The organism is Streptomyces adelaidensis, assembly GCF_016598475.1.
Classification (GTDB): domain Bacteria; phylum Actinomycetota; class Actinomycetes; order Streptomycetales; family Streptomycetaceae; genus Streptomyces; species Streptomyces adelaidensis.
Genome location: NZ_JAEMUX010000043.1, coordinates 1 through 13,222, shown reverse-complemented (window position 1 = coordinate 13,222; position 13,222 = coordinate 1). Strand labels below are relative to the sequence as shown.

Annotated in this window: 9 protein-coding genes; 8 read left to right on the top strand and 1 reads right to left on the bottom strand. The window is 71.5% G+C overall.

Features of this window, described 5'->3' with window-relative positions; all coding sequences use genetic code 11:
• Nucleotides 1-142: 142 nt before the first annotated feature.
• Both I8N67_RS23730 and fxsT read left to right on the top strand, forming a co-directional pair.
• Entirely contained in the window at nt 143-1,393 is a 1,251-nt protein-coding gene (locus I8N67_RS23730) for a TIR-like protein FxsC (protein WP_200305261.1), read from the top strand.
• Nucleotides 1,394-1,487: 94 nt separating this feature from the next.
• A complete protein-coding gene (gene fxsT, locus I8N67_RS23725) occupies nt 1,488-5,501 on the top strand; it encodes an FxSxx-COOH system tetratricopeptide repeat protein (RefSeq protein WP_200305259.1) in 4,014 nt (1,337 codons plus the stop codon).
• Nucleotides 5,502-5,588: 87 nt separating this feature from the next.
• Here the strand turns inward: fxsT and I8N67_RS23720 are convergent, their stop codons facing one another.
• A complete protein-coding gene (locus I8N67_RS23720; RefSeq protein ID WP_200305257.1) occupies nt 5,589-6,035 on the bottom strand; it encodes an ATP-binding protein in 447 nt (148 codons plus the stop codon).
• A gap of 355 nt (nt 6,036-6,390) precedes the next feature.
• On the opposite strand from I8N67_RS23720, the gene I8N67_RS23715 reads away from it, so the two are divergent.
• The 6 genes from I8N67_RS23715 to efeB all read left to right on the top strand — a co-directional run bounded on the left by I8N67_RS23715 (nt 6,391) and on the right by efeB (nt 13,126).
• Nucleotides 6,391-7,230, top strand: a complete 840-nt coding sequence (locus I8N67_RS23715; RefSeq protein WP_200305256.1) for a hypothetical protein — start codon at nt 6,391-6,393, stop codon at nt 7,228-7,230.
• A gap of 138 nt (nt 7,231-7,368) precedes the next feature.
• A complete protein-coding gene (locus I8N67_RS23710) occupies nt 7,369-8,133 on the top strand; it encodes a YcnI family copper-binding membrane protein (RefSeq protein WP_200305254.1) in 765 nt (254 codons plus the stop codon).
• Between the two features lie 100 nt (nt 8,134-8,233).
• A complete protein-coding gene (locus tag I8N67_RS23705) occupies nt 8,234-8,908 on the top strand; it encodes an SCO family protein (RefSeq protein WP_200305252.1) in 675 nt (224 codons plus the stop codon).
• 11 nt (nt 8,909-8,919) lie between these two features.
• Entirely contained in the window at nt 8,920-9,408 is a 489-nt protein-coding gene (locus tag I8N67_RS23700) for a copper chaperone PCu(A)C (RefSeq protein ID WP_200305250.1), read from the top strand.
• A 14-nt stretch (nt 9,409-9,422) separates the two neighbouring features.
• Nucleotides 9,423-11,555 (top strand): copper resistance CopC/CopD family protein, encoded by a 2,133-nt coding sequence (locus I8N67_RS23695; RefSeq protein WP_200305248.1) that lies wholly within the window; start codon nt 9,423-9,425, stop codon nt 11,553-11,555.
• Nucleotides 11,556-11,563: 8 nt separating this feature from the next.
• On the top strand, nt 11,564-13,126 hold the full coding sequence (gene efeB / locus I8N67_RS23690) for an iron uptake transporter deferrochelatase/peroxidase subunit (protein ID WP_372443789.1): 1,563 nt from the start codon (nt 11,564-11,566) through the stop codon (nt 13,124-13,126).
• Nucleotides 13,127-13,222 lie beyond the last annotated feature (96 nt).

The following is a 13,222-nucleotide window of genomic DNA, read 5'->3' as shown; positions in this document are numbered from 1 at the left end:
TTCTCGGCCGTAAATCCGCCCTCTCGTTCGAAAAGCGCGCCGTGTCGGGCCGGAGCTCCGACATTGAGCCTGTTCGTCATATTCCACGTGCCCCTGCCCCCTTCCTACACTGAGGAAAGTCACCGGGCATCAGGGGGCATGGGTGCGAGGAGATGCGGTCAGGGGCGGCGGGAACCCTTATTTCTTTCTCAGTTATGCGCACACGCCGCGAAATGACACCGGGGACACCGATCCGGACGTATGGGTGAAGAAGCTGTATGACGGGCTGTGCGCCCACATCATGCAGATGACCGATCTGCCCCGGGGCGCGAGGGCCGGCTTTCTGGACCAGAGCATGGCGGTCGGCACCCGGTGGACCGATGAGCTGTCGGTGAACCTCGCCCGCTGCAAGGTCTTCGTGCCGCTGTACTCGCCGCGCTACTTCCTCAGCGAGCAGTGCGGCCGGGAGTGGTGGGCCTTCACCCAGCGGCAGATCAGCCACCGGGCGCGCGGCGGTGCCGCCCGGGAGCACGCGATCATCCCGGCGTTATGGGTGCCCGTGGAACTCGCCCAACTGCCGTACACGGCGAAGGATCTCCAGTTCAACCATGTGTCCTTCGGCCAGGACTACGCCGAGGAGGGGTTCTACGGGCTCACCAAGCTCCGTTATCTCCGCGACGAGTACGAGCGGGCCCTGTACCGGCTGGCCAAGCAGATCGTGCGAGTGGCCAAGGAGACCGAGCTGGACGAGGGGCAGGTGTACGACGAGTACGAGTCGCTGCCCAGCGCGTTCGGGGCCTCGGGGCATCCGCCGGAGTTCGACATCTCGATCCTGGCGTGCACCCGCTCCGAACTGCCCCCGGGCCGCGAACCCGACTGCTACGGCCCGCTGCCGCGCGACTGGAACCCGTACCACCCCGCGTCGACCCGGCCGCTCGGCGAACACGCGGCCGACCTGGTGCGCACCATGGACTACAAGGTCAACGTCGGGGACTTCGAGAAGGACGCCGACCGCATCCTCGGCCCCGGCCCGCCCCGGGCGCCCGGCCTGCTGCTGCTGGACCGGTCGGCGCTGGGCTCCGCCAGGGGCCGGGAGCTGATGGAGCGGCTGGGCGAGGAGCACCGGCCGTGGATCAGCGTGATGATCCCCCGGTGCGAGGACGACGCCGGGTCGACGCGGGGGAAGAGGCTGGCGGCGCTCACGGACAAGGCCCTGGCCGCGCGGACGACGGACGGCAACGGACACCGGACCCTCAACGGCGGCCTGCGCACCCTGGACGCGTTCGGGAACGAACTGCAGACGGCCGTGAAACAGGCCGTCGCCTCCTACGAGGCACACGCGCGGACCTATCCGCCTCAGGGCCCGCGCACCGCACCCCCGCGGCTGAGGGGCCCGGCGGACCTGGGCGGCTAGAAGGGCCAGAACAGGGAAGGTCGGACACGGCAGGTCGGACACGGCAGGTCGGACACGGCAGGTCGGACACGGCGGACGGGAGGACGGCAGGCGCATGACGGAGAACCGCAACGGCACGGTCATCACGTTCTACTCCTACAAGGGCGGCACCGGGCGGACCATGACGCTCGCGAACGTGGCGTGGATCCTGGCCGCGAACGGACACCGCGTCCTGGTCGTCGACTGGGACCTGGAGGCCCCCGGCCTGCACAAGTTCTTCCACCCTTTCCTCAACCCCGCCATGCTCCGGGCGACGCCGGGGCTGATCAACCTCATCGACGACTACCGGCGCCAGGCGCTGCGCGACCTGCCCGACCGCGCCCCCGACTGGCACCGCCGGTACGCGCGGGTCCGGCCCCACGCACTCGCCCTCGACTGGACCTTCCCCGAGGGCGGCAGCCTGGACTTCCTGTCCGCCGGGCGCCGGCACGACGACTACCCGCTGGTCGGCAATCTGGACTGGGAGCTGTTCTACGCCAGTTACGGCGGCCGCCAGTTCTTCGACGGGATGCGCGCCGACATGCGGCGCCACTACGACTACACCCTGATCGACAGCCGTACCGGCCTCAGCGACCTCGCGGACATCTGCACCGTGCAGATGCCCCACACCCTGGTCGTCTGCTACACCCTCAGCGGCCAGAGCATCGAGGGCGCCGCCGCCGTCGCCCAGGACATCCGGGAGCGGTTCGGCCACAAGGGCATCCGCATCCTGCCGCTCGCCATGCGCATCGACCTCGGCGAGAAGGACAAGCTCGACGCGGGGCGTGCGCTGGCCCGGGAGCGCTTCGCCGGGCTGCCGGCCGGCCTGGACGGGGAGCGGCTGGCCGACTACTGGTCGTCGATGGAGGTCCTCTACCAGCCGTACTACGCCTACGAGGAGATCCTCGCGGCCTTCGGCGACCCACCGAAGGCCGCCAACTCGATGCTGAGCGCCTGCGAGCGGGTGACCTCCGTGATCACCGAGGGGCGGGTCGGCGGGCTGCCCCTGATCGGCGAGGAGAAGCGGGCCCGGTACAAGGCCGCGTACACCCGGCGGCGTCCGCTGCCGGTCTCCCGGCTGGTGCTCTACCACGTCTCCGAGGACCGGATGTGGGTGGACTGGCTGGAGTCGGTGCTGCGGGACGCCGGCTTCGAGGTGACTCCCATGGACGTCCGGGCGCTGCCGCAGGACGCCGACGCGCTGCCGCCCGACGACGACCACCGGACCGGTGCCGGTGTCGGTGTCGGTGCCGCGGATCGGGGCGACGGTTCCGAGCGGCTGCTCGCCGTGGTCTCCCCCGCCTTCCTCAACTCCCGGCGGGCCCGCCGGGCGTGGGACGACGCCGTGCACGCCGGGGGGCGCCAGCCGCGCAACCGGCCGGTGGCGGTACGCGTCGACGACGTCCGGCTCAGCCTGCCGCAGTCCGGCCGCGGCGCGATCGACCTGTCCCGGCTGGACGAGCAGCGGGCGTACACGACGCTGTTGACCGGCCTCGACCACCCGGACGTCCTGCCGGCGCCGCCGGGCGGCGGCGCGCGCTTCCCCAACACGGGTACGCGGATCTCCAATGTGCAGCCCCGCTACCCGTGGTTCACCGGCCGCTCGCCGATCCTGGACCGGCTGCGCGAGCGCCTGGTCAGCGGCCGTTCCGGGCAGCGGCTGCCGCAGGTGCTGCACGGTCTGGGCGGAGTGGGCAAGTCCCAGCTGGCCCGCGAGTACGCGCACCGGTTCAAGGCGGACTACGACCTGGTGTGGTGGATCGACGCCGAACAGCCGGACCTGGTGGCGCCGAAGCTGGCGGCGCTCGCCCAGGAGCTGGGCCTGCCCGTCGGCAACGACGTCGCGGAGGCCGCCGAGGCCGCCATGGACGCCCTCAAGCACGGCGATCCGTGCGAGCGCTGGCTGCTGATCTTCGACAACGTCCCCGACCTCGACCACGGGTTGTACCTCTTCCCCGGGCAGAACGCGCCGCTGCCCGACCATGTCTACGGCCACATCCTGGTCACCACCCGGGCCCGGCCCGCCTCGACCCTGGTCCAGTCGCTGGAGATGGAGGTCTTCACCCGCGAGGAGAGCGTGGAGCACCTGTGCCGCCGGGTGCCCGGGCTGCGGGAGGAGGACGCGGACCGGGTCGCCGACGCGCTGGGCGACCTGCCGCTGGCGGTTGAGGTGGCGGCGGCCTGGCTGGAGGCGACGGCCACGCCGGTGCAGGAGTACATCGAGCAGCTGCGGGAGCAGTCCACCCGGGTGCTGTCGGTGCAGGAGGCCGTGGACGCGGTCGAGTACCCGTCCTCCGTCGGCGCCACCTGGAACATCTCCATCGCCCGGCTGCGCGAGGAGTCCCCGGCCGCCGCCCGGCTCCTCGAACTGTGCGCCTTCTTCGCCGCCGAGCCCATCTCGATGTCCCTGATCAGCAGCGACGCGATGATCGAGGCCCTCCTCCCGTACGACCGGGACCTGCGCGCCCGCTACATGCTCGGCCGCGTCACCCAGGCCCTGAACCGCTTCGCCCTCGCCAAGGTCGACTCCGCCGACAACTCCATCCAGGTGCACCGTCTGGTGCAGGCGGCGGTGCGCGACAGCCTGGACGATCGCCGGCACATCGAGACCCAGCACGAGGTGCACGGCATCCTCGCCGCCGCCCGGCCGAGCGAGGGTGCCGTCGACGATCCCGCGCAGTGGCCCGGACTCGAGGTGATCTGGCCGCATCTGACGCCCTCGAACATCCGTGAGTGCACCAAGGAGGAGCCACGCCAGCTGATGGTGGACCGCGTCCGCTACCTGGGCAGGCGCGGTGAACTGCACGCCGCCCGGACCCTGGCCACCAAGCTGCACGAGCTGTGGACGGACGCGTTCGGGGACCGGGACGACGAGCAGATCCTCAACCTGCGCTTCCAGCTGGCCAACGTGCTGCGCGCCCAGGGCGACTACCAGGCGGCGCGCGCCATGGACGAGTCCACCCTGGACGGCCGGCGCCGGCTGTTCGGCGAGGACCATCCGAGCATCCTCATCGCCTCGGGCAGCGTCGCCGCCGACTACCGGGCGCTGGGCCGCTTCAAGGAGGCGCTGGAGCTGGACACGCAGATCCACCGGGGCTTCGCGGAGGTCTTCGGCGAGGATCACCCGCGTACGCTCTCCGCCGCCAACAACCTCGCCATCGACCTCCGGCTGGCCGGCGACAGCCAGGCCGCCCGCCGGCTCGTCGAGGACACGGTCCGCCGCCGCACCGCGCTGCTGGGCCCGACCCACCCCTACACCCTCGCCACCCAGGGGCACCACGCGCGCGACCTGCGCGACCTCGGCGACTACCGGACCTCCGCCGAGCTGCTGCGCGAGGTCCGCGAAGGCTTCGAGCAGGTGTTCAACCCGGGCGTGCCCGAGGTCCTCCAGGCCGACAAGAGCCTCGCCGTCTCACTGCGCAAGGCGGGCCGTACCGCCGAGGCGCTGCGGATCACCGAGGAGACCTGGCAGACGTACGCCCGCTTCCACGACCGCTACGGCAGCACGATCCCCGAGGTCCTGGCCTGCGGGCTCAACCTCGCCGCGGACTACTTCGCCACCGATCCCGAGGAGGGTCCCGCGCGGGCGGTCCGCCAGGTCGAGGAGGTACTGGACGGGTACCGGGACTCGTTCGGCGCCGCGCACCCCTTCACCATGTACTGCCTCAACAACCTCGCCATGTACCACCGGGTCCTCGGGAACGCGGCGCGGGCGGAGGAACTGAGCCGCCACGCCCGCGACGGCCTGGCCGCGACCCTCGGGGACGACCACCCGGCCGTCCTGTCCGCCTCCCTCAACCTGGCCAACGCCCACGGCGACCTGGGCCTGCACGAGCGCGCCGAGCACGGGGAACGCCGGGCCGTGGAAGGGCTGCGCCGGCGTTTCGGCGCGGACCACCCCGATGTGCTGGTCGGCACGGGCAACCTCGCGATCACCCTGCGGGACGGCGGCCGCGAGGAGGAGGCCGCACGGCTCCAGAGCGAGGCGTCGGCCCGGCTGTCCCAGCTGCTGGGCAGCGCCCATCCGGTCACCACACTGGTCCGTACCTGGCAGCGGGTGGGGAGAGACCTGGAGCCGCACCAGATCTGACGGGGTCTTACGGGGCTTACGGGGCCTTGCGGGTCGTACGGGTCGTACGGGTCGTACGGGAGTGAGAGACGCGTGGTGGTGCGGGCGTTACACCGCCACCAACGGCGCGTCCTCGCGCCACTTCAGAATCTTGTCGAAGCTGACCACCGCGCCGCCGCGGCCCGGTTTGTTGCCGATGTGGACGTGGTCGGCGAGTTCGCGGATGAGGCAGAGGCCGCGGCCGTTCTCGGCGTCGGTGTGGGCCGGGCGGACCGGGTGGCGGTGCGGGAAGCCGGGGCCGGAGTCGGCGACCTCGATACGGCACTTCTCGCCGTCGAGGTACGCGGTGACCCGGTACGCCTCGGTGGTGCCGCCCGCCAGGGCCGCACCACCGTGCTCGACAGCGTTGGCACAGGCCTCGCTGAGGGCGACGGAGAGGTCGTAGGAGACGTCAGGGTCGACGCCCGCGGTCTCCATCGTGCCGAGCAGCAGGCGCCGGGCGAGCGGCACGCTCGCAGCTTCACGCCGCAAATGGAGTGACCACCAGATGCTCATGCTCCAGCCTCCCGGCCGCGGCTCGACATACCGTTACGTATTGCCGCCGAGGGCCGTGCGCAATCGCCCGGAAGCCGTCTCTCCGCCCATACGGCGGATGCGAACACCCCGCAATCGATGTATGCGGAGCAAACCCTTCCGAATCACCCACCACTTCGGCACCCCCGGTTCACTCCCATAGGGGCGCGGGGAACTGCGCGACCAGCCACCCACGGTCCGCACCCGCCAAACGTGAGAAACACCCCACCCCCTGAGGCGCCGACGCCCACCTGAACACCGGCCCCCCTCTCCCCGTACCTCCCCCCGTGAACCCGCCCGACCCAGCGGAGCGCCCCGGTGCGATGATGAGCCCGCCATGACTGCCCCCCACCCACGCCGGCCGCGCGCTCCGCGCCGGCCGCGCGCCGGAGGCGATCTCCGGGTTCTGCGGGCCGCGGTGTTCGCCGCGGTCTGCGTCGTGCTGGCCGGGGCCGGGCACTCACTCGGCTCGTGCGCGACGATCCCACTGTGGAGCCTGGGTGTCGGGTTCGCCGGTGTCTTCGCCGTCGCCGCCGCGCTGGCGGGACGGGAACGCTCACTGCCGGGCATCGCGGCGCTGCTGGCCGTGGGCCAGACCGTGCTGCACACCCTGTTCGGGCTGGGCCAGCACGGGACGGCGGCCGCGTCGAGGACCGCCGAGACCATGACCGCGGCCATGGACGCCGTCCTCGTCGACCGCGCCGCCCGCTTCGTGTGCGGCACCACGGCGGCGGCCCTGAGCCCCGCGCGGGCGCACCGGATCCTCGTCGACGCCGGGGTCGGCGGCACGCACACCGCGCACCACCCGGGGGACGCCATGACGACCGCGGCGGACTCCTCCGCCGCCGCCCTCCTGCCGTCCCTGCCCATGCTGCTCGGTCATGTGCTCGCGGCCGTCGCCGCCGGCTGGGTCCTCCGCCACGGCGACCTGGCCCTGCTGCGCCTCGTACGGCTGGCGGCCATGGAGCCCCACGAGCCACTCGTACGGTCCCTGCGGGGGGCGCTCGCGCTGGCGCGGGCCCTGCGGTGCGGGCTCCCTAGCGCGCCGGACGCCCTCGCGCGCGCCTCGCGCGCCGCGTACGCGGAACCGGCCGCCCTGCGCACGACCGCGCTCCAGCACACGCTGATCCGACGCGGCCCGCCGAGCGGCACGCCCGCCTTCACCCTGGCCGCCTGACACGACGCGCACGCTCACTCCACATCACGCATGGAGGGAGAGGACGCCGTCGTACGGCGTCCCCTCGTACGCGGCGCGCCTGTGCGCGCTGCCCCTCTTCCTTGCTTCTCCCTCATTCACTGTGGAGTGTCACCAGTCATGAAGGCTTCTCGTATCGCCGCCGTCGGCGCCCTCGCCGGTTCGGCCGTCCTCACCCTGTCCGGCCCCGCGTTCGCGCACGTCAGCGTCGCGGCGGAAGGCACGGCGGCCAAGGGCGGCTACGCGACCGTCGACTTCAAGGTCCCCAACGAGCGCGACGACGCCACGACGACCAAGCTCGAAGTGAACTTCCCGACCGACCACCCGCTCGCCTCGGCCCAGCCGGAGGCCATCCCCGGCTGGAAGATCCAGGTCACCAAGGCCAAGCTCGACAAGCCGGTCGAACTGCACGGCGAGCAGATCGACGAGGCCGTCTCCAAGATCACTTGGACCGCCACCGGCGACGGCATCGCGAAGGGCTTCTTCCAGAAGTTCCCGGTCTCCGTCGGCCAGCTCCCCGAGGACACCGACGAACTGGTCTTCAAGGCCATCCAGACCTACTCCGACAAGGAAGTGGTCCGCTGGATCGAGGTCCAGCAGGACGGCCAGGAGGAGCCCGACAACCCGGCGCCCGTCCTCGCGCTGTCCGCCGCGTCCGAAGACCACCACGGGTCGTCCGGTTCATCTGGTTCGTCCGGTTCATCCACCGCTTCCGACAAGTCGGAGGACGCCGAGGACGCCGAAGCCGCCTCGAACGAGACCGCCGCCGCGCCCGCCGACACCAGCGACACCACCGCCCGCGTGCTCGGCATCGTCGGCATCGTCGTCGGTGCCGCGGGCGTGGCGTACGGCGTCCTGGCCGGCCGTCGGCGCACGAACGCCTGAGGCCCCGGCCTCCGGCTACCCCCGCCTTGCCCCTCGGCGCGCACGCGGACGGCGTACGCCCCCGTGCGCGCCGGGGCTCGACCATCTGGGACATTTCTCTATGCGCACGAACACGAAGAAGAAGACGTTCGCGGCCGGCGCCCTGCTCGTCGCGGCCGTCCTCACCCTTTCCGCCTGCGGCACGGGCGACGACTCCACGACGTCGGTCGCCGAGGTCTCCGGCACGGGTCCGGCGAAGGCGGCGACGGTCCTCGACCAGCCGTTCACCAAGCCGGACCTGGTCCTCACCGACACCAACGGCAAGTCGTACGACCTCCGTGAGGAGACCAAGGGCAAGCCGACGCTGATCTACTTCGGCTACACCAACTGCCCCGACGTCTGCCCGCTGACCATGAGCAACCTCGCGGTCGCGAAGAAGGACGTGGCGAAGAAGCTGTCGAAGGCGGAGCTGGCGAACCTCCGCCTCGTCTTCGTCACCACCGACCCGGAGCGGGACACCCCGGCCGAGCTCGGCAAGTGGCTCAAGGGCATCGACTCGGAGATCGTCGGCCTCACCGGCGACTTCGACAAGATCCAGGCCGGCGCCCGCACCCTCGGCATCTCCATCGCCCCGCCCACGAAGGACAAGAACGGCAAGACCGTCTCCGAGCACGGCACCCAGGTCATCGCGTTCTCACCGAACACCGACGGGGGCTATGTGCTGTACGGCGAGGACGCGACCGTGCAGGACTACGAGAAGGACCTGCCGAAGCTGCTCAAGGGCGAGAACCCGTGAGGCGTCGGGGCATGGGGCCGGGCGTGATCGCCAGTGCCGTCGTCGCCACCGCACTCGTCCTGAGCGGGTGCGGATCGTCGGGTTCGGGTTCCACCGATTCCACCGATTCCGCCGGTTCGTCATCCGCCGCGAAGCTGTCCGTGAAGTCCGCCTACATGCCGCAGCCCGTCACGGACTCCATGGCCGCGGGCTTCCTCGTCATCGAGAACGACGGCGGTACGGCGGACGAACTCACCTCCGTCACCAGCGACATCGCCCAGGACATCACCGTCCACGAGACGACCGGGCAGTCGATGCGGGAGGTCGCGGCCCTGAAGATCCCCGCCGACGGCGAACTCGTCCTCAAGAGCGGCGGAAACCATCTCATGTTCGAGAACCTGAAGCGCAAGCCGAAGGAAGGCGAGACGGTGTCCCTGCGGCTGAACTTCACCAAGTCCGAGGCCATCACGGTCGAGATGCCCGTCAAGTCGGCGACGTACCAGCCGACCGGCGGGCACTGAGGGAGGTAGCACCGTTGAGCCGGTTGAGGCCATTGCTGTTGCTGTTGTTCGCGACCTTCGCGGCGCTGCTCGCGGGCGCAGGGCCCGTCTCCGCGCACGCCGCGCTGACCGGCAGCGACCCACAGCAGGGGTCGGTGGTCCAGGAGGCCCCGACCCAGGTGTCGCTCACCTTCTCCGAGAAGGTCGCGATGTCCGACGGGTCGGTACGCGTCTACGACCCCAAGGGCAAGCAGGCCGACACCGGCAAGGTCACCGACCTGGGCGGCAACAGCTACGGGGTGGGGCTGCACTCCGGCCTGCCCGAGGGCACGTTCACCGTCACCTACCAGGTCGTCTCGGCGGACAGCCACCCCGTCTCCGGCGCCTTCACCTTCTCCGTGGGGGCGCCTTCCAAGACGACGGTCGCGGTACCCGAGCAGGCCGTCGGAGGCGGGATCGTCGGCGGCCTGTACGGGTTCGGGCGGTACCTCTCGTACGCCGGTTTCATCCTGCTGGTGGGCGGCGCGGCCTTCGTGCTGGCCTGCTGGCAGCGCGGGGCCGGGGTACGGCCCGTGCAACGGCTCGTGGTGTCCGGCTGGCTCACGCTGACCACCGCCACCCTCGCCATGCTGCTCCTGCGCGGCTCCTACACCGGCTCGGGCAAGCTCGGCGACGTCTTCGACCTGGACCTCCTCGGCCAGGTCCTCCAGACGAAGACCGGCGCGGCCCTGGTCTCCCGCCTGCTCCTCCTCGCCGCGGCGGCACTCTTCATCGCGGTGCTGTTCGGGGCGTACGCGCGACGGGACGAGGAGGAGGTCGAGGAGGTCGAGAGCGTGGAGGAGAACGAGGCCGCGGTCCATCACGACGGGGAGACCTCCCTGGAGGGCGCCTCGGCGGAGGACGAAGAGGACGCCGAGGCCGACGCCGACTCCCTCAGGCGGGACCTGACCTTCGGGCTCGCCATCGGCGGGGGCGTGGTCGCCGCCGGGCTCGCCGCGAGCTGGGCGATGGCCGAGCACGCCTCGACCGGCATCCAGACGGGCATCTCGATGCCCCTGGACGTCCTGCACCTGCTCGCCGTCGCCGCCTGGCTGGGCGGCCTGGCGACCCTGCTCGTCGCACTGTTCCGGGCACCCGCCGACGCCCAGATAGAGAGCGCTGCCGTACGGCGGTTCTCGCGGGTCGCGTTCGGCAGCGTGCTCGTGCTGACCGCGACCGGGATCTACCAGTCGTGGCGGCAGGTCGGCACCTGGTCCGCGCTGACCGGTACGTCGTACGGGCAACTGCTCCTCGTGAAGATCGGCCTGGTCGCCGTACTCGTCGGGATCGCGTGGATCTCACGCCGCTGGACCGCACAGCTGGCGGATGCGCCGGCCGCCGTAGAAGTGGAAACGGAAGCCTCGCAAGCCTCGGAAGTAGCGGAAGCCGTGGCGGAGAAGGAGCCGGCGGCCGCGCACGCCACCGGCGGCGGTTCAAAGGGCGCCGGTGCTGGTACCGAGGGAGCTGCCGACGGTGGCTCCACGGGGGCTGCCGACGGTGGCTCCACGGGGGCTGCCGACGGTGATTCCGGACGCGCCACCGGCGACGGCTCCGAGCGGGCAGCCCAGCTCGCCAGGCAGCGGGCCGCGATGACGAACGCGCGCGAGAAGCGGATACGGAACGCCGACCCGGGCCGTACGGGGCTGCGCCGCTCGGTGCTGGCGGAGGCCGGCGTCGCCGTCGTGCTCCTCGCCGTCACCACGGTGCTGACGGCCGCGGAGCCGGGGCGCACGGTGGAGGAGGCCAAGGCGGCCAACGCGGCCGTGACGCAGGAGGACGAGACGTCGGGGGCGCTGGCGCTCGACATGTCGTTCGACACGGGCGGCAAGAACGGCCAGGGCGTGGCGCGGCTGCAGATCGACCCCGCGCGCGTGGGCGCCAACGAGATGCACGTCTACGTCCAGAGCTCCGACGGCAAGCCCTTCGACGTCCCCGAGGTGAAGGTCGCCTTCACCCTGGAGGCCAAGGAGATCGGCCCCCTGCCCGTCGTCCCCGACCGCGTCACCACCGGCCACTGGACGGCGGACGGCGTACAGATCCCCATGGCCGGCGACTGGAAGATCGAGATCACCGTACGGACATCTGACATCGACCAGGTGACCGTCAGCAAGAACGCGAAGATCGGCTGAAACCCACCATGTCTGACCAGTCCACGACGAGCCCCTCCGGGGAGAACGACACCACCGGCGAGCGCCCTCTCGACGGCGGCTCCACCCCCGGCGAGGCGCGAGCAGCCGCACGGGGAGCCGGGCGGGGAAGCGGGCGGGGAACCGCGCGAATGACCACGGGCGACCCGGAGACGGACCCGCGGTCGGACCCTCGTTCGGCTACGCAGTCGGACCCGCAACCGGCCCCGCAACCGGCCCCTCAGCCTGCCCCTCAGTCGCCATCAGGTCCCTCTGAGCCAGGGCTTGATGACGACGCCCGGCCCGCCGGAACGATCTCCCGGCGCCGTCTCCTCGGTACCGCCGGTGCGACCGGTCTCGCCCTGGGCGCGGCCGGCGGCGCCGCCGGATACGCGGCGGCATCCTCCTCGGGCTCCACCTCGGACTCGTCCTCGAAGGTCACTCCGCTGTCCTCCCTGGGCGCCGGGGAGGTCCCGTTTCACGTGAAACATCAGCCGGGGATCACGACGCCCCTCCAGGCCCGGGGTCACCTCGTCGCGTTCGACCTCGCCGCCGGCGCCGGTCGCAAGGAGGCGGCCGCGCTGCTGCGCCGCTGGTCGGAGACGGCCCGGCGGCTGATGGCCGGGGAGATCTCCGTGCAGGACGACACCGGTATCGCCCTGGACGCGGGGCCGTCGTCGTTGACCGTCACCTTCGGCTTCGGGCACAGCTTCTTCGCCCGTACCGGCCTGGAGAAGCAGCGCCCGGACTCCCTGGACCCGCTGCCCGACTTCTCCTCGGACCACCTCGACCGGACGCGCAGCAACGGCGACCTGTGGGTCCAGATCGGCGCCGACGACGGCCTCGTCGCCTTCCACGCCCTGCGCGCCATCCAGAAGGACGCGGGCGGCGCGGCGCGGGTGCGGTGGCAGATGAACGGCTTCAACCGTTCGCCGGGCGCCACGGCCCAGCCCATGACGGCACGCAACCTGATGGGCCAGATCGACGGCACCCGCAATCCCAAACCGGCCGAGTCCGACTTCGACGAGCGGATCTTCGTACCGGCGTCCGCCACACCGGACACCTCCGGCGACCCGGCCTGGATGGCCAACGGCTCCTACGCCGTCGTACGCCGTATCCGCATGCTCCTCGACGACTGGGACCAGCTCTCACTCAAGGATCAGGAGGACGTCATCGGGCGCCGGAAGTCCGACGGGGCGCCGCTGAGCGGGGGCACGAAGGCGGCCGAGACGACGGCGATGGACCTGGAGAAGACCGACTCCCGCGGCGACCTCCTCGTCCCGATCAACGCGCACGCCCGGATCACCCGCCCCGACCAGAACGGCGGCGCGGCCATGCTCCGCCGTCCGTTCTCCTTCCACGACGGCATCGACCCCGACGGCGTCCCCGACGCGGGTCTCCTCTTCGTCTGCTGGCAGGCCGACCCGCTCCGCGGCTTCGTCACCGTCCAGCGCAAACTGGACCGCGGCGACGCCCTCTCCAAGTTCATCCGCCACGAGTCCAGCGGCCTCTTCGCGGTGCCCGGGGGCGCGGCGAAGGGGGAGTACGTGGGACAGGGGTTGCTGGAGGCGTAGTCCAGCTGGCGGGGGTAGTCCCCTGGCGGGGCAGTCCTCATGGCGGCGGTAGTCCTCCTGGCGGCGGTAGTCCTCCTGGCAGCGGTAGTCCTCCTG

Bases quoted from the DNA above. Each gene is read 5' to 3' on its own strand.
- I8N67_RS23715 (WP_200305256.1), top strand. From the start codon at position 6,391: ATGACTGCCCCCCACCCACGCCGGCCGCGCGCTCCGCGCCGGCCGCGC.
- I8N67_RS23700 (WP_200305250.1), top strand. From the start codon at position 8,920: ATGGGGCCGGGCGTGATCGCCAGTGCCGTCGTCGCCACCGCACTCGTC.
- I8N67_RS23705 (WP_200305252.1), top strand. From the start codon at position 8,234: ATGCGCACGAACACGAAGAAGAAGACGTTCGCGGCCGGCGCCCTGCTC.
- fxsT (WP_200305259.1), top strand. From the start codon at position 1,488: ATGACGGAGAACCGCAACGGCACGGTCATCACGTTCTACTCCTACAAG.
- efeB (WP_372443789.1), top strand. From the start codon at position 11,564: ATGTCTGACCAGTCCACGACGAGCCCCTCCGGGGAGAACGACACCACC.
- I8N67_RS23710 (WP_200305254.1), top strand. From the start codon at position 7,369: ATGAAGGCTTCTCGTATCGCCGCCGTCGGCGCCCTCGCCGGTTCGGCC.
- I8N67_RS23720 (WP_200305257.1), bottom strand. From the start codon at position 6,035: ATGAGCATCTGGTGGTCACTCCATTTGCGGCGTGAAGCTGCGAGCGTG.